This is a genomic window from Pseudomonas phenolilytica, from assembly GCF_021432765.1.
GTDB lineage: Bacteria > Pseudomonadota > Gammaproteobacteria > Pseudomonadales > Pseudomonadaceae > Stutzerimonas > Stutzerimonas phenolilytica.
The window spans coordinates 2,077,102-2,091,857 of record NZ_CP058908.1; the positions used below are offsets into that span (position 1 = coordinate 2,077,102).

The following is a 14,756-nucleotide window of genomic DNA, read 5'->3' on the forward strand; positions in this document are numbered from 1 at the left end:
CAGGCTCAAACCGAAGGTTTGCAAAATGCGCTACATCAGTACCCGCGGCCAGGCTCCGGCCCTGAATTTCGAAGATGTGCTGCTGGCCGGTCTGGCCAGCGACGGCGGCCTCTATGTGCCGGAAAACCTGCCGCGCTTCACCGTCGAGGAGATCGCCTCCTGGGCGGGGCTGCCGTACCACGAGCTGGCTTTCCGGGTGATGCGGCCGTTCGTCAGCGGCAGCATTCCGGATGCCGATTTCAAGCAGATTCTCGAGCAGACCTACGCCACTGGCGAAGGTGGCGTATTTGCCCACGCTGCGGTGGCGCCGCTGCGCCAGCTGAACGGTAACGAGTGGGTGCTGGAGCTGTTCCACGGCCCCACCTTGGCCTTCAAGGATTTTGCCCTGCAGCTGCTCGGCCGCCTGCTCGACTACGTGCTGGCCAAGCGCGGCGAGCGCGTGGTGATCATGGGTGCGACCTCCGGCGATACCGGCTCGGCCGCCATCGAAGGTTGCCGCCGCTGCGAGAACGTCGACATCTTCATCCTGCATCCGCATAACCGAGTGTCGGAAGTGCAGCGCCGGCAGATGACCACCATCGCCGGCGACAACATCCACAACATCGCCATCGAAGGCAACTTCGACGACTGCCAGGAGATGGTCAAGGCCAGCTTCGCCGACCAGGGCTTCCTCAAGGGCACCCGGCTGGTGGCGGTCAACTCGATCAACTGGGCGCGGATCATGGCCCAGATCGTCTACTACTTCCATGCGGCGCTGCAGCTGGGTGGTCCTGCACGTTCGGTAGCGTTCTCGGTGCCGACTGGCAACTTCGGCGACATCTTTGCCGGTTACCTGGCGCGCAACATGGGCCTGCCGGTGAGCCAGCTGATCGTCGCCACCAACCGCAACGACATCCTGCACCGCTTCATGTCCGGCAATCGCTACGACAAGGACACCCTGCACCCGTCGTTGTCGCCGTCGATGGATATCATGGTGTCGTCCAACTTCGAGCGTTTGCTGTTCGACCTGCACGGGCGTAATGGCAAGGCCGTGGCTGATCTGCTGGATGCGTTCAGGGCCAGCGGCAAGTTGTCGGTCGAGGAAGACCGCTGGACCGAGGCGCGCAAGCTATTCGATTCGCTTGCGGTGGATGATGCGCAGACCTGCGCGACCATTGCCGAAGTGTTCCGCGAAACCGGTGAATTGCTCGATCCGCACACCGCGATTGGCGTGCGCGCCGCGCGTGAATGTCGACGCAGCCTGAGCGTGCCGATGGTGACGCTGGGCACCGCTCATCCGGTGAAGTTCCCTGAGGCAGTGCAGAAGGCAGGAGTGGGCAAGGCGCTCGGGCTGCCGGTGCACCTGGCCGATCTGTTCGAGCGGCCTGAGCGCTGCACGGTGCTGGCCAATGAGTTGAAGGCGGTTCAGGCCTTCGTCAGTCAGCATGGTAATCGCGGTAAGCCGCTGTAAGCGGAGCGCAGCAAGGTAAAAGGCCAGTCGCGAGACTGGCCTTTTACATTCTAGCGGGGGCGTTTCAGACGCCTCGCCGCCGCGGCGGATGTCGCTGTGGGGTTATTCGTCGAACTCTTCCCAGCCACCCATTTCCCGCCAGCGGTTGACGATCCCACAGAACAGTTCGGCCGTCTTCTCGGTGTCGTAGCGTGCCGAGTGTGCCTCGCGCCCGTCGAAATCGATCCCGGCAGCCTGGCAGGCCTTGGCCAGTACGGTTTGGCCGTAGGCAAGGCCGGCGAGCGTGGCGGTGTCGAAGCTGGAAAATGGATGGAACGGGTTGCGCTTGATATCGCAGCGGGCGATCGCGGCGTTAAGGAAGCCCAGGTCGAAGCTGCTGTTGTGACCGACCAGAATCGCCCGCTTGCAGCCACTGGACTTCACTGCCTTGCGCACGTTGCGGAAGATCTCGTGCAGCGCGTGGTCTTCACTGACTGCCATGCGCAACGGGTGATCGAGCTTGATGCCGGTGAATTCCAATGCTGCCGGCTCGATGTTGGCGCCGGCGAACGGTTCGACGCGAAAGAACTGCGTCTCCTGCGGATAGAGCAGGCCCTGCTCATCCATGCCGATGGTCACCGCGGCGATTTCCAGCAAGGCGTCGGTGGCGCAGTTGAAACCGCCGCACTCGACGTCGATGACGACGGGCAGGAAGCCGCGGAAGCGACGCGCCATCGGCGAGCGTGGGCGGCCCGGCTGGTTGGCGTCCAGCTCGTCGTCGAAGTGCTCTTCGCTCATCTGCTTGCCTCCAGGCGCCAGCGCAGGATTTCCCCGGCGCGCAGCGGAATCAGCTGCTGCTCGCCGAACGGCAGGCTGGCCGGCATCTCCCAGGCGTCGCGCACCAGCGTGATCTGCTCGGTGTTGCGCGGCAGGCCATAGAAGTCGGCGCCGAAATGGCTGGCGAACGCTTCCAACCGGGCCAGTGCGTTGCGCTGCTCGAAGGCCTCGGCATACAGCTCGATGGCCGCATGCGCGGTATAGCAGCCTGCGCAGCCGCAGGCGGATTCTTTGGCGTGCTGGGCATGTGGCGCCGAATCGGTGCCGAGGAAGAACTTCCGATTGCCGCTGGTAGCGGCATCCAGCAGTGCTTCCTGATGCACGTTGCGCTTCAGAACGGGCAGGCAGAAGAAATGTGGGCGAATGCCGCCGACCAGCATGTGGTTGCGGTTATACAGCAGGTGGTGGGCGGTGATGGTGGCGCCGACATTGGCCCCGGCCGCCTCGACGAACTGCACGGCATCGCGCGTGGTGATGTGCTCGAACACTACCTTCAGCTGCGGGAAGCGCTCGGTCACACGGCTCAGCTGCTCGTCGATGAAATGCTTCTCGCGGTCGAAGATGTCGATCTCGCTGCGCGTCACCTCGCCGTGCACCAGCAGAGGCAGCCCGACCTCGGCCATCGTTTCCAGTACGGGGAAGATGTTGTCGATCCGCGTTACGCCCGATGCCGAGTTGGTGGTGGCGCCGGCAGGGTAGAGCTTGGCCGCGTGCACGAAGCCGCTGGCCTTGGCCGCGCGCACATCTTCGGCGCGGGTGCTGTCGGTGAGGTAGAGCACCATCAGGGGCTCGAAGCGACTGCCGTCCGGGCGGACGGCGAGGATACGCTGGCGATAGGCGGCGGCTTCATCGGCGTTGCGTACTGGCGGCACCAGGTTGGGCATGATGATCGCGCGGGCGAACTGGCGCGCGACGTCGGCCACGGTGTGCGATAGCACCGCGCCGTCGCGCAGGTGGATATGCCAGTCGTCGGGGCGCAGCAGGGTGATTCGGTCGGACATGCGGGTTTCCTGGCGGGTGAAACGTGCGCGAATGCTACCGGAAAAGCCTGCCGGCGGCACGTGTCGCGCCCGGGAGCCCGGAGCGTGCGCGGGCGGTAGCGACTCAAGTTTTGTGGCATCGCTCCGATACCCCGGAGGAATGCGTTCTCTCCGGAGTTTCCCGTGCGCCTGCGTCCGCTCGTGCTGTGCTGCCTGTTGGCCTCCCCGGCCGACGCTATCACCTTCCAGACCCGTCTGGAGCGGGTGCAATGGCATGTCGAGGGGGATCAGTTCGAGTGCCGCCTGAGCCAGCCGATCGCCGGTTTCGGCAGCGGGCAGTTCGTCCGGCGCGCCGGCGAGGAGGCGATCTTCCGTCTGCAGTCCCCGCAACGCTGGCTGGGCGCGGGGGCGGCCACGCTCTATGCGGCCGCGGCGCCCTGGCAGCCGGCGCGAGGCGATATCAACCTGGGCGTGGTATCGGTCGGTGGCGGGGAGATTCCGTTCAACAGCTCGCATCTGCAGGCCGGACGCCTGCTCAGCGGGCTGCTCGAAGGCCGTAGCCCGGTCGTGCGTCACCGCACCCTGCACGGCGGCGAAACGCTGGAGGTGCGCCTGCTGCCGGCGCGATTCGCCAAGGCGTACGAAGACTATCGCGCGTGCGCGGCCAAGCTGCTGCCGGTCAACTACGATCAGGTGCGCCAGTCGCAGGTCGGTTTTCCGTCCGGCGACGTGGTGCTGGACGATGTCGCTCGGGCCAAGCTGGACATCATCCTGCAGTTCCTCAAGGCCGATCCCAGCGTCAATCGCATCGTGCTCGACGGGCATTCGGACAACAGCGGCAACCGCCTGACCAATCGCGATCTGTCGCGCAGAAGGGCGGTGGCGGTCCAGGAGTACTTGCAGGCCAACGGCGTGCCGGAGGCGCAGATTACCCTCCGCTTCCATGGCGAGCGCTATCCGCTGGTACGCAACGACAGCGCCGCGGCACGGGCGAAGAATCGCCGCGTGACGCTGCGTCTGGAGCGCGAACCGGTCAGCGAGACCGCAGCGACGGCGCCGACGACACCGGCTAGCTGAGGCGCGCGCCCCTGTAAATACAGCCCCGTGATCGGTAGAATCCACGGTTTTCCGTACAACCGTGGAGCTGATGGCATGGCGGACGTTAAGAAGGTGGTTCTGGCCTATTCCGGTGGCCTGGACACCTCGGTGATTCTCAAGTGGCTGCAAGACACCTACAACTGTGAAGTGGTGACCTTCACTGCCGATCTGGGCCAGGGTGAGGAAGTCGAGCCGGCTCGCGCCAAGGCACAGGCGATGGGCGTCAAGGAAATCTACATCGACGACCTGCGCGAAGAATTCGTCCGCGACTTCGTGTTCCCGATGTTCCGCGCCAACACAATCTACGAAGGCGAATACCTGCTGGGCACCTCCATTGCCCGTCCGCTGATCGCCAAGCGCCTGATCGAGATCGCCAACGAGACCGGCGCCGACGCCATCTCTCATGGCGCCACCGGTAAGGGCAACGACCAGGTGCGTTTCGAGCTGGGCGCCTATGCGCTCAAGCCGGGCGTGCAGGTGATCGCGCCCTGGCGCGAGTGGGACCTGACTTCCCGTGAAACGCTGATGGCCTACGCCGAAAAGGCGAAGATCCCGGTCGATTTCGCCAAGGCCGGCAAGAAGTCCCCGTACTCCATGGACGCCAACCTGCTGCACATCTCCTATGAAGGCGGCGTGCTGGAAGACACCTGGACCGAGCACGAGGAAGACATGTGGCGCTGGTCCGTCTCCCCAGAGAAGGCGCCTGACGTTCCCACCTACATCGAACTGACCTACCGCAAGGGCGACATCGTCGCCATCGACGGCGTCGAGATGACCCCGGCCACCGTGCTGGCCAAGCTGAACGAGATCGGCGGCGCCAACGGCATCGGTCGCCTGGACATCGTGGAAAACCGCTATGTGGGCATGAAGTCCCGCGGCTGCTACGAAACCCCCGGCGGCACCATCATGATGAAGGCCCACCGCGCCATCGAGTCGATCACCCTGGACCGCGAAGTCGCTCACCTGAAGGATGAGCTGATGCCCAAGTACGCCAGCCTGATCTACAACGGCTACTGGTGGAGCCCCGAGCGCCAGATGCTGCAGACCATGATCGACGCCTCCCAGGAGCACGTGAACGGCGTGGTGCGCCTGAAGCTGTACAAGGGCAACGTCATCGTCACCGGCCGCAAATCCGACGACAGCCTGTTCGACACCCGCATCTCCACCTTCGAGGACGATGCCGGCGCCTACAACCAGGCCGACGCCGGTGGCTTCATCAAGCTGAACGCCCTGCGCATGCGCATCGCCGCTGGCAAAGGCCGTTCGCCGCTCTGATAAGCTGCGCGGACCCGAGCCTGACCCGACCCCGGCCCTGCGCCGGGGTCTTGCTTTATGCACCGTATCTGCGAGGAGAACCTACCCATGAGACTGCTGCATACCATGCTGCGCGTTGGCGACATGGACAAATCCATCGCCTTCTATACCGAAGTGCTGGGCATGACGCTGCTGCGCCGCAAGGATTACCCGGATGGCCAGTTCACCCTGGCGTTCGTCGGCTATGGCGACGAGGCGCATAACAGCGTGATCGAGCTGACGCAGAACTGGGGAGTGGAGCATTACGCGCTGGGCGATGGCTACGGCCATATCGCCCTGGAGGTGGAAGATGTCTACAAGGCCTGCGAGGACATTCGTGCCCGTGGTGGCAAGGTCACCCGTGAGCCGGGGCCGATGAAGCATGGCTCGAGCATTCTGGCGTTCATCGAGGATCCGGACGGCTACAAGATCGAGCTGCTCTCGCCGCAGCGCCGCGACTGACCTATAAAAAAGCCCCGAAAGGGGCTTTTTTTTTACAGGTCGAAATCGAAGTCGTTGAGCTGCTTCTGCAGGCGTCGCTCTTCTAGCAGGTTGTCGATGATGCGGCGCTTGGTCAGGTTGGTCTTGGCGACTTCGGCAGGGGCATCGGTGGTTTCGTCGTCGTCTTCGGCGATGAAATCGTCTTCGATCTGGATATCTTCTTTCTCGGCCACGTGTTCACTCCAAGGCTACTGGGCGCTTTGGCGCACCTTATAGCGGCAAACCCGGGCTCGGTAAAAAAGATTTTTTCAATCGTGACAGAAGAATTTATCAGGTGAACTCAATCGTCTGAGGTCTTGTGCTTGTATTCGCACAGGTCCTCGATACGACAGCTCCCACACTGCGGTTTGCGAGCCTTGCAGACATAGCGACCATGCAGGATCAGCCAGTGGTGGGCGTCGAGCAGATACTCCTTGGGCACGAACTTGATCAGCTTGCGCTCGACCTCCAGCACGTTCTTGCCTGGCGCGATGCCGGTGCGGTTGCTGACGCGAAAGATGTGCGTATCAACCGCCATCGTGAACTGGCGAAAGGCCGTGTTGAGCACCACGTTGGCGGTCTTGCGACCCACGCCCGGCAGCGCCTCGAGGTCTTCGCGATTGTCCGGCACCTGGCTGCCGTGCTTTTCCACCAGAATCCGGCAGGTCTCGATGACGTTCTTTGCCTTGCTCGGATACAGACCGATGGTCTTGATGTACTCGCAGAGCCCGTCATAGCCGAGGGCGTAGATCGCTTCCGGGGTATTGGCTACCGGAAACAGCCGAGCGGTGGCCTTGTTCACCCCGACATCGGTCGCCTGCGCCGAAAGAATCACAGCGATCAGCAGCTCGAACGGTGTGCTGTACGCCAGCTCGGTCTTGGGCTCGGGGTTGTCTTCGTGCAGGCGTCGGAAGATCTCCCGGCGTTTTGTGGCATTCATTCAGGCAGCTTCATTCGATGACCCCGGTGACACGCACCCGCCGGCTCGCTGCGGCGACCTTCGGTTCGCGCGCCGCGGCGCGGGCGGCGAGTTGTTCGTCGATGCGGTTCTTCAGCGCGATCAGCAGGCCCAGCACGATGAAGGCGCCGGGCGGTAGAATCGCCAGCAGGAAACCCTGGTAGTCCTTGATCAGCGTGATCTGCCAGTTGGCCGCCAGCGGGCCGAGCAGCAGCTGCATGTTGGCGAACAGCGCGCCTGTACCAAGCAGTTCGCGGATGCTGCCGAGCACCACCAGCACCAGACAGAAACCCAGGCCCATCACCAGTCCGTCGTAGCCGGCCACCAGCGGCTTGTGCTTGGCGGCGAAGCCGTCGGCGCGGCCAAGGATGATGCAGTTGGTGGTGATCAGCGGGATGAAGATACCCAGAATCTGGTACAGCTCGTAGGTGAAGGCCTGCATCAGCAGCTCGATGCAGGTGGTCAGTGCGGCGATGATCATCACGAAGGCCGGCAGGCGCACGGCGGTATTCACCACGCCGCGTACCAGCGATACGGCAATGTTCGAGCAGGCCAGCACGAGCATGGTCGCCAGCCCCAGGCCCAGCGCGTTAACGGCCGAGTTGCTCACGCCCAGCAGCGGGCACAAGCCCAGCAGCTGTACCAGGCCGGGGTTATTTTTCCACAGTCCGTTGAGGGTCAGTTCGCGGTAGCTGGGTGTGCTCATGGCGTGCTCCCTTGCGGCGTGACGGCCGGCTCGCGGGCACGCAGCTCGTCGCTGGTTGCCGTGCCGGCGCGCGAGTGGATGGTGCTGACAGGCTCGTCAGCCGGGGCGGTCGCGTCGTCCGCAGCGGTATTGGCGCCCTGCAGCAGTTCGTCCTTGTGCGCATCGAAGTACTGCAGGGCGCGATGCACAGCGCCGACCACGGCGCGCGGGGTGATGGTGGCGCCGGCGAACTGGTCGAAGTCGCCTCGATCCTTCTTCACTGCCCAGCCCGCTTCGTCGGGGTCGCTCAGCGACTTGCCGGCAAAGGCATGGATCCAGTTGCTTTTTGCCAGCTCGATCTTGTCGCCCAGGCCCGGGGTTTCCCGGTGGCTGAGTACGCGTACGCCAGCCAGGCGGCCGTCGGCGAGCACCCCGACCAGCAGGCGGATGGCGCCGCTGTAGCCGTCCGGCGCGGTGGCCTGGAGAATGACCGCAACCGGCTGGCCATCCTTGCGGGCAATGTAGGCGGGCAGCGGCTGGCGGTTGCCCAGCAGCCGATCATGCACCTCGACCACGTTGTCAAGCAGATGATTGTCGTAGCTGCCCGGGGGCAGGATCTCGCCGAGCGCGCGAACCTGCGCCTCGCGCTCGGCGGCCTGAATGCGTTCGGCGGTGCCCTGCTGCAGCAGTGTGACGGTGCCCACGGTGACGATGGCGAACAGGCCGAGTACGGCGGCGTTCTTCAGCATCGAGCGGCTGATTTCCGGAAGCATCATGTCATTCGCCCAGCTTGAAGCCGCGCTCGGCCTTGCGATGGCCATAGGTGCGCGGGCGCGTGTAGTAGTCGATCGTCGGCGCCGCGAGGTTCATCAGCAGCACGGCAAAAGCGACGCCATCCGGATAGCCGCCCCAGGCGCGGATCACATACACCAGGACGCCGACGCCGGCACCGAAGATCAGTCGGCCCCGGGTGCTGGTGGCGCCGCTCACCGGGTCGGTGACGATGAAGAAGGCGCCGAGCATGGTGGCGCCGCTGAGCAGGTGGAACAGCGGCGAGCCGTGGCTGTCGGAGCCGGCGCCGTTCCAGAACAGCAGGCTCATCAGCGCCAGCGCGCCGAGCATGCCGACCGGTGCGTGCCAGCTGAACAATCGCCGATGCAGAAGAAACAGGCCGCCGGCGAGGAAGGCGAGATTGACCACCTCCGAGCCGATGCCGCCGAAATGCCCGAAGGCGGGGTTGCGCCACAACTCCTCGATGGTCAGCCGGTTGTTGAGTTTGAGCACGTCCAGCGCGGTGGCCTGGCTCCAGCCGTCGGGCAGCGAACCGATACCGAGTATCTGCCGCAATCCATCCAGAAGGCCGACGCCATGGGGCACCGGCCAGGTGGTCATCTCCACTGGGAAGGAGATCAGCACGACTACGTAACCGACCATCGCCGGGTTGAAGGGGTTCTGCCCCAGCCCGCCATACAGCTGCTTGCCGAAGACGATGGCGATGCCAGTGGCGATGAGCGTCAGCCACCAGGGAGAGTAGGGTGGCAGCGCCAGCGCCAGCAGCACGGCGGTGACCAGTGCGCTGCCATCGCGCAGGAAGAAGCGCACCGGACGGCCGCGCAGCTGGAGGACGGCCGCTTCGCAGGCCAGTGCCACTGCGCTGGCCCAGCACAGGTTGATCAGCGTGCCGGCGCCGTACAGCCAGGTCAGGGCAATCACGCCGGGCAGCGTCGCGGCGAGCACCAGCAGCATGACGCGCTGGGTGCGGTTGCCGCCCTGGGCATGGGGCGATGTGATGCGGGGCAGGGCCATTGGTGCTGTGGTTCCTGTGGTTTTGTGCGGTGGCACCGATGCCGGCGCGACCATGAGGGTGTGTTCGGTGCGGCCTCGTCAGCCGTCCATATGCTCGGCCAGGCGTTGCTCTGCAGTCAGCAGACGAGCGCGTGCCGATTCGATGCTGGCTGCGGCGCTGGCCGGGTCGCGTTCGAGCTTGCGCAGGTCGGCGCGGGCAAACGCCACGTCGGTCTTCAATTCGCGCAAGCGTTCGTCGACGCCCGGCTTGCTGGTGCGCAGGAGGACCGGTGCGGGCTTCCCGGAGTCCGCCTCGGCGGCATGCAGGGCCTGCTCGGCGGCAGCGAAGGCGTCGCGCAGGCGGGCCAGCTCAGCATCCGCGCAGCCCGCCTGTTCGGCTTTCTTCAGCTCGGCGCGCTTGAGTGCTAGTTCGATCTTGGCTTTCTTCAGTGCCTCGTCGCCCTCGGGTTTGGCGGGTGCGCTGGGCCTGGCGCTTTCAGCTTCCGCCAGGGCCGTCTCGGCTGCGTGCAGCTGCTGGCGCAGGCGGGCGAGTTCGGCCTGCTGGTCGTCGTCCGGGGCTTCGATTTTTTCCAGCTTGCGAATCTGCGCCCGGAGCATCGCGGCTTCGATCTTGGCTTTCTTCAGGGCCTCGTCGCCTGCGGGTTTGGCGGGTGCGCTGGGCGCGGCGCTTGCGGCTGTGCTCAGGGCCGTCTCGGCCGCGTGCAGCTGCTGACGCAGGCGGGCCAGTTCGGCCTGCTGGTCGTCATCCGGGGCTTCGGTTTTTTCGAGCTTGCGGATCTGCGCGCGGAGCATCGCGGCCTCGATCTTGGCTTTTTTCAGCGCTTCGTCCCCCGCAGGCGGAGGCGCAGCCGGCGGTACGGCAGCGGCCAGCGCCCGTTGTGCAGCTTCGGCAGCTTGCCGCAGTTCAGCGACCTGCGCCTGCAGTTCCGCAGTGGCGTGGGTCGCCAGCTGTTTTTCGGCTTTCTTCAGCGTGACCTGGGCCAGACTGGCCTCGATCTTCAGGCGCTTCTGCTCATCGCTCAACGGATTGCTCTTGCCGGCTGCGGGATCGTCCTCTCCTGGCGCGCCGGCGGACGGTGTCTGCGCCGCTTTGGCGCGTGCAGCTTTCTCGGCGCGGGCCTTGCGCTCGGCTTCCTTGTGTTCCTCGGTGCGGCGCAAGCGCTCCTGGCGCAACTCGAAGCGCTGCTTGGAGTGTTCGGCCTTCTGCTGCTTGAGCTCCAGCTCGCGGATTTCCGCCTTGGCCGCCCGGTAGTACTGCACCAAGGGAATGCTCGATGGGCAGACGTAGGCGCAGGCGCCGCATTCGATGCAGTCGAACAGGTTGTGCGCGCGCAGCTGCGCATGCTCGTGGCCGAGCGCGAAGAAGTGCAGCTGCTGCGGCAGCAGGCTGGCGGGACAGGCTTCGGCACACTCGCCACAGCGAATGCATGGCAGCGCCGGGGCGGGTGGCGGTAGCTCGGCGGCCGTGACGGCCAGCAAGCAATTGGTGGTCTTGATCAGCGGCACATCGAGACTGGGCAAGGTGAAACCCATCATCGGGCCGCCCATGAGCAGGCGGTCGAGGCGGGACGCGTCGAGCCCGGCGAACTCCAGCAGTTCGCGCACCGGCGTGCCGATCAGCGCCTCGACGTTCATCGGGCGAGCCAGCGCTTCGCCGGTGAGCGTGGTGACACGTGAGATCAGCGGTTTGCCGAGCAGCACCGCGTCGTGGATGGCCACGCAGGTGCCGACGTTCTGGCAGAGCATGCCGATGTCCGCCGGCAGGCCGCCGCTGGGCACCTCCTCGCCAGTGAGGATCTGGATCAGCTGTTTCTCGCCGCCCGACGGATACTTGGTCGGGAACACCTTGACGGTGAATGGTCGCTCACCGACCGCCGCGCGCACGGCGGCGATGGCCTCGGGTTTGTTGTCCTCGATGCCGATGAGGATCGTCTCGGGTCCGATCAGATAGGCAAGAATCTCGATCCCGGCCACCAGTTGTTCGGCCTGCTCGCGCATCAGCAGGTCGTCGGCGGTGATGTACGGCTCGCATTCGGTGCCGTTGATGATCAGGGTGTGAATTTTCTGCGTGGTGCGTGCGCCCAGTTTGACTGCGGCGGGAAAGCCCGCGCCGCCAAGACCGCTGACGCCGGCCTGGCGGATGATTTCAAGCAGCACGGCGGGCTCGACAGAGCGGTAATGCGGCTGCGGATGCAGTTCGGTCCACTGCTCCAGGCCGTCGCTGTCGATGACGATTGCGGTGCTGGGCAGGCCGGATGCGTGCGGGTAAGGCTGTGGGCCGATGAAACTGACCACGCCCGAAGTCGGTGCATGCACTGGCGCGCTGATCAGGCCTGCAGCATCGGCGATCTTCTGCCCCTTGAGTACGCGCTCGCCGAGCTGCACGCACGGCTCGGCCGGTGCGCCGAGGTGCTGCGCCAGCGGCACGATCAGCCGCTTGGGCAGCGGCGCCGGCTGGATCGACGTGCGGTTGGACAGCGCCTTGTGCTCGGCCGGGTGAATGCCGCCGGGAATGTCCCAGACTTTCGTGGCATCCGCATGGCTTGTGCGTGCTACGCCCGCGTCGTTCTTCGCTGTGACACTCATGCGGCCTGCTCCCGATCCGTGCCGATCAGCTGGCCGGGCGCCAGCGGCTGATCCCATTTCCAGCTTTGCAGGTTGCTGCCCAGTTCGATCATGTCGATGCAATCCACCGGACAGGGCTCGACGCACAGGTCGCAGCCGGTGCATTCGCTGACGATCACCGTATGCATCTGCCGCGCCGCGCCGACGATGGCGTCCACCGGGCAGGCCTGGATGCACTTGGTGCAGCCGATGCACTCGGCCTCGCGGATATAGGCAACCATCTGCGGTTTCTCGCCGCCTTCAGCGTCCAGCGGCTCGGCTTCGACGTCCAGCAGGTCGGCCAGCGCCTGGATGGTCGCTTCGCCGCCGGGCGGGCATTTATTGATCTTGTCGCCGGCGGCAATCGCCTCGGCGTAGGGCTTGCAGCCGGGATAGCCGCACTGGCCGCACTGGGTCTGTGGCAACAGGGCATTGATCTGTTCGGCGATGGGGTCGCCCTCGACGCGAAAGCGCACTGCGGCGAAGCCGAGAATCGCACCGCACGCCAGACAGAGCGCCAGCAGGGCGAGAACCGCCACGAGCACCAGGCTCATAGCTTGATCAGCCCGGTGAAGCCCATGAACGCCAGCGACATCAGGCCGGCGGTGATCAGGCCGATGGAGGCGCCCTGGAACGACCGGGGCACGTCGGCGATGGCGATGCGCTCACGCATGGCGGCGAACAGCACCAGCACCAGTGAGAAGCCGAGCCCGGCGGCGAACCCGTTGACGGTGGCGGTCAGGAAGGTGAACTCGCTCTTGTTGGCGTTGAGCAGGGCGACGCCGAGCACGATGCAGTTGGTGGTGATCAGCGGCAGGAAGATCCCTAGCACGCGATAGAGCAGCGGGCTGGTCTTGTTAACCACCATTTCGGTGAACTGCACCACCACCGCGATCACCAGAATGAAACTGATGGTTCGCAGAAACTCCAGATCCAGCGGCTTGAGCACATACTGCTGCACGAGGTAACTGCACATCGCCGCCAGTGTGAGCACGAAGGTGGTCGCCAGGGACAGGCCGATGGCGGTCTCGATCTTCTTCGAGACGCCCATGAACGGGCATAGACCGAGAAACTGTACCAGTACAAAATTGTTGACCAGGATGGCGCTAACCATGATCAGGGCGAGTTCGGTCATCAGAAGTTCCGTCGCGCGCTGCGGAGCCATGAGGCTGAAGGGCCGCTATTATCGGGAAGCCACCGCAGGCAAACAAGCTGCGACTGGCCGTCGCGGTGGCGAACGCGCCCATTGCAACGTTTTGCTCGTCCGCATTCGGATGCCGCCGGCCGCGGTCAAACCGACAGATGGGGGCCTTGCGCTTCGGAGGTGACAGATGAACATTCGTGTCGTGTTGCTCCTGTGCAGTCTGGTGTGGCTGGCGCCAGCGCAGGCTGATCGTGACAATCGCGTGTGGGCGCCAGCGAACCCGCCAATCCATCGCGGTGATGTGCCGCCGTATCGCTACGATCCGCGCAATCCATATCCGTATTACCCGCGTCATCAGCCCAATCTGCCCCCGCGCTATCAGGGGCAGTTGCCGCCGCGCTATTACCAGCGGCATTGGGAAACGGGGCGGCCGTACTACTGGCAGGATCGGCATTACCAGCAGCGGCCGCCGTTGATCCGCGACGGGCGCGACTATCGCTCGCTGCAGCAGCGCCGCTACGACTATCGCCATCGCTACGAGCGCTACTGAACGCGCCGCGTGGGTATTAGCGATTACGCCAGCGTGGCTCTCGCTCTTCCAGGTACGCGTTGATGCCCTCCAGCGTGTCCTCGGCCTCGAACAGTTCGACGAAGGCTTCACGCTCGGCGGCCGCGAAGGTATCCGGCAGACGCTGGCGAGCGCCATTGATCAAGGGTTTGATCGCGCGGATTGCCACCGGGCTCTGGCGGGCGATGCGAGCCGCCAGCAGCAGGGCATGTCCACGTGATTCGCCGGACTCTGCGAGCTGCTCGACCAGGCCGATGCGCAGTGCCGTTTCGGCGGTGATGCGTTCCCCACAAAGAATCATCCGCTTGGCCCAGCCTTCGCCGACCAGCCACGCCAGTGCCTGGGTGCCGCCTGCGCAGGGCAGTAGGCCGACCGCCGCGTCCGGCAGGCCGAGCTGCGCATGTTGTTCGGCGATGCGTAGGTCGCAGGCCAGCGCGCATTCCAGCCCGGCGCCGAGCGCGAAACCGTTGATCGCCGCGATGGTGACACCGCGAAAGTCACGCAGCGCCTCGAAGGCCTCGCCGAAGCGGCGCGCCATTTCCCGGGCGCGCAGGCGGTCGCCGTCGGCGAACAGCTGTAGGTCGGCACCGGCGCTGAAGAATTCGGCACCCCGGCCGGTAATCACCAGCGCATAGATGGCGTCGTCATGGTCGAGATGCTCGATCAGCAGCTTGAGGCCGATCAGCGATTCGCGATCCCAGGTATTGGCCGGCGGATGGTTGATAGTGATGAGGGCGGTGTGACCGTGCTTTTCCACGGTCAGTTTGTGGGTCAGGTCGAAGACCCCGGACTGATACGGTTCGAGTGCGGTGCTCATGTGGTCGTCCTCGGCGATGCCCGCCGGCATGCGCAGCGGGGCGGCTCTATCAAGGCA

Annotated in this window: 16 protein-coding genes; 5 read left to right on the forward strand and 11 right to left on the reverse strand. The window is 64.9% G+C overall.

What is annotated here, in order from left to right:
- Positions 1-25: 25 nt before the first annotated feature.
- Positions 26-1,450 carry a threonine synthase gene (gene thrC, locus HU825_RS10000; protein ID WP_054093672.1) on the forward strand — a complete coding sequence of 475 codons (1,425 nt, stop codon included), beginning with the start codon at positions 26-28 and terminating at the stop codon, positions 1,448-1,450.
- Positions 1,451-1,552: 102 nt separating this feature from the next.
- On the opposite strand, the gene rnt is transcribed toward thrC, so the two are convergent.
- Together rnt and pyrC are read right to left on the reverse strand one after the other, a co-directional pair.
- Entirely contained in the window at positions 1,553-2,227 is a 675-nt protein-coding gene (gene rnt / locus HU825_RS10005) for a ribonuclease T (protein ID WP_043295918.1), read from the reverse strand.
- Positions 2,224-3,267 (reverse strand): dihydroorotase, encoded by a 1,044-nt coding sequence (gene pyrC / locus HU825_RS10010; RefSeq protein ID WP_054093673.1) that lies wholly within the window; start codon positions 3,265-3,267, stop codon positions 2,224-2,226. Before pyrC ends, rnt begins: the two co-directional genes overlap by 4 nt.
- Before the next feature lie 162 nt (positions 3,268-3,429).
- On the opposite strand from pyrC, the gene HU825_RS10015 reads away from it, so the two are divergent.
- The 3 genes from HU825_RS10015 to gloA all read left to right on the forward strand — a co-directional run bounded on the left by HU825_RS10015 (position 3,430) and on the right by gloA (position 6,099).
- A complete protein-coding gene (locus tag HU825_RS10015; RefSeq protein ID WP_054093674.1) occupies positions 3,430-4,323 on the forward strand; it encodes a flagellar protein MotY in 894 nt (297 codons plus the stop codon).
- 75 nt (positions 4,324-4,398) lie between these two features.
- Complete coding sequence (locus HU825_RS10020) at positions 4,399-5,619, forward strand: argininosuccinate synthase (protein ID WP_054093675.1); 1,221 nt, start codon at positions 4,399-4,401, stop codon at positions 5,617-5,619.
- A gap of 87 nt (positions 5,620-5,706) precedes the next feature.
- Positions 5,707-6,099: a lactoylglutathione lyase gene (gene gloA, locus HU825_RS10025; RefSeq protein WP_003287095.1), complete on the forward strand. Its 393-nt coding sequence runs from the start codon at positions 5,707-5,709 to the stop codon at positions 6,097-6,099.
- Positions 6,100-6,131: 32 nt separating this feature from the next.
- On the opposite strand, the gene HU825_RS10030 is transcribed toward gloA, so the two are convergent.
- The 8 genes from HU825_RS10030 to rsxA form a co-directional block, all read right to left on the reverse strand.
- A complete protein-coding gene (locus tag HU825_RS10030) occupies positions 6,132-6,311 on the reverse strand; it encodes a PA3496 family putative envelope integrity protein (RefSeq protein WP_003287094.1) in 180 nt (59 codons plus the stop codon).
- A 107-nt stretch (positions 6,312-6,418) separates the two neighbouring features.
- Positions 6,419-7,057, reverse strand: a complete 639-nt coding sequence (gene nth / locus HU825_RS10035; protein WP_008566806.1) for an endonuclease III — start codon at positions 7,055-7,057, stop codon at positions 6,419-6,421.
- Positions 7,058-7,067: 10 nt separating this feature from the next.
- Positions 7,068-7,781, reverse strand: a complete 714-nt coding sequence (locus HU825_RS10040; RefSeq protein WP_043295923.1) for an electron transport complex subunit E — start codon at positions 7,779-7,781, stop codon at positions 7,068-7,070.
- Positions 7,778-8,536: an electron transport complex subunit RsxG gene (gene rsxG / locus HU825_RS10045; protein WP_043295924.1), complete on the reverse strand. Its 759-nt coding sequence runs from the start codon at positions 8,534-8,536 to the stop codon at positions 7,778-7,780. Before rsxG ends, HU825_RS10040 begins: the two co-directional genes overlap by 4 nt.
- 1 nt (position 8,537) lies before the next feature.
- Entirely contained in the window at positions 8,538-9,566 is a 1,029-nt protein-coding gene (gene rsxD, locus HU825_RS10050) for an electron transport complex subunit RsxD (RefSeq protein WP_043295925.1), read from the reverse strand.
- Between the two features lie 78 nt (positions 9,567-9,644).
- A complete protein-coding gene (gene rsxC / locus HU825_RS10055; RefSeq protein WP_234301957.1) occupies positions 9,645-12,152 on the reverse strand; it encodes an electron transport complex subunit RsxC in 2,508 nt (835 codons plus the stop codon).
- A complete protein-coding gene (rsxB, locus tag HU825_RS10060; RefSeq protein ID WP_054093680.1) occupies positions 12,149-12,724 on the reverse strand; it encodes an electron transport complex subunit RsxB in 576 nt (191 codons plus the stop codon). Before rsxB ends, rsxC begins: the two co-directional genes overlap by 4 nt.
- On the reverse strand, positions 12,721-13,305 hold the full coding sequence (rsxA, locus tag HU825_RS10065; RefSeq protein ID WP_043295927.1) for an electron transport complex subunit RsxA: 585 nt from the start codon (positions 13,303-13,305) through the stop codon (positions 12,721-12,723). Before rsxA ends, rsxB begins: the two co-directional genes overlap by 4 nt.
- A gap of 196 nt (positions 13,306-13,501) precedes the next feature.
- On the opposite strand from rsxA, the gene HU825_RS10070 reads away from it, so the two are divergent.
- On the forward strand, positions 13,502-13,864 hold the full coding sequence (locus HU825_RS10070; protein WP_054093682.1) for a hypothetical protein: 363 nt from the start codon (positions 13,502-13,504) through the stop codon (positions 13,862-13,864).
- Between the two features lie 16 nt (positions 13,865-13,880).
- On the opposite strand, the gene HU825_RS10075 is transcribed toward HU825_RS10070, so the two are convergent.
- The gene (locus tag HU825_RS10075; RefSeq protein ID WP_054093854.1) at positions 13,881-14,699 is read right to left on the reverse strand and encodes an enoyl-CoA hydratase; all 819 of its coding nucleotides are present in this window, start codon (positions 14,697-14,699) and stop codon (positions 13,881-13,883) included.
- Between the last annotated feature and the right edge of the window lie 57 nt (positions 14,700-14,756).

Coding starts and splice junctions, on each gene's coding strand:
- pyrC (WP_054093673.1), bottom strand. CDS start 3,267: ATGTCCGACCGAATCACCCTGCTGCGCCCCGACGACTGGCATATCCAC.
- HU825_RS10070 (WP_054093682.1), top strand. CDS start 13,502: ATGAACATTCGTGTCGTGTTGCTCCTGTGCAGTCTGGTGTGGCTGGCG.
- nth (WP_008566806.1), bottom strand. CDS start 7,057: ATGAATGCCACAAAACGCCGGGAGATCTTCCGACGCCTGCACGAAGAC.
- thrC (WP_054093672.1), top strand. CDS start 26: ATGCGCTACATCAGTACCCGCGGCCAGGCTCCGGCCCTGAATTTCGAA.
- rsxD (WP_043295925.1), bottom strand. CDS start 9,566: ATGGCCCTGCCCCGCATCACATCGCCCCATGCCCAGGGCGGCAACCGC.
- HU825_RS10040 (WP_043295923.1), bottom strand. CDS start 7,781: ATGAGCACACCCAGCTACCGCGAACTGACCCTCAACGGACTGTGGAAA.
- rsxB (WP_054093680.1), bottom strand. CDS start 12,724: ATGAGCCTGGTGCTCGTGGCGGTTCTCGCCCTGCTGGCGCTCTGTCTG.
- rsxC (WP_234301957.1), bottom strand. CDS start 12,152: ATGAGTGTCACAGCGAAGAACGACGCGGGCGTAGCACGCACAAGCCAT.
- rnt (WP_043295918.1), bottom strand. CDS start 2,227: ATGAGCGAAGAGCACTTCGACGACGAGCTGGACGCCAACCAGCCGGGC.
- gloA (WP_003287095.1), top strand. CDS start 5,707: ATGAGACTGCTGCATACCATGCTGCGCGTTGGCGACATGGACAAATCC.
- HU825_RS10020 (WP_054093675.1), top strand. CDS start 4,399: ATGGCGGACGTTAAGAAGGTGGTTCTGGCCTATTCCGGTGGCCTGGAC.
- rsxA (WP_043295927.1), bottom strand. CDS start 13,305: ATGACCGAACTCGCCCTGATCATGGTTAGCGCCATCCTGGTCAACAAT.
- rsxG (WP_043295924.1), bottom strand. CDS start 8,536: ATGATGCTTCCGGAAATCAGCCGCTCGATGCTGAAGAACGCCGCCGTA.
- HU825_RS10075 (WP_054093854.1), bottom strand. CDS start 14,699: ATGAGCACCGCACTCGAACCGTATCAGTCCGGGGTCTTCGACCTGACC.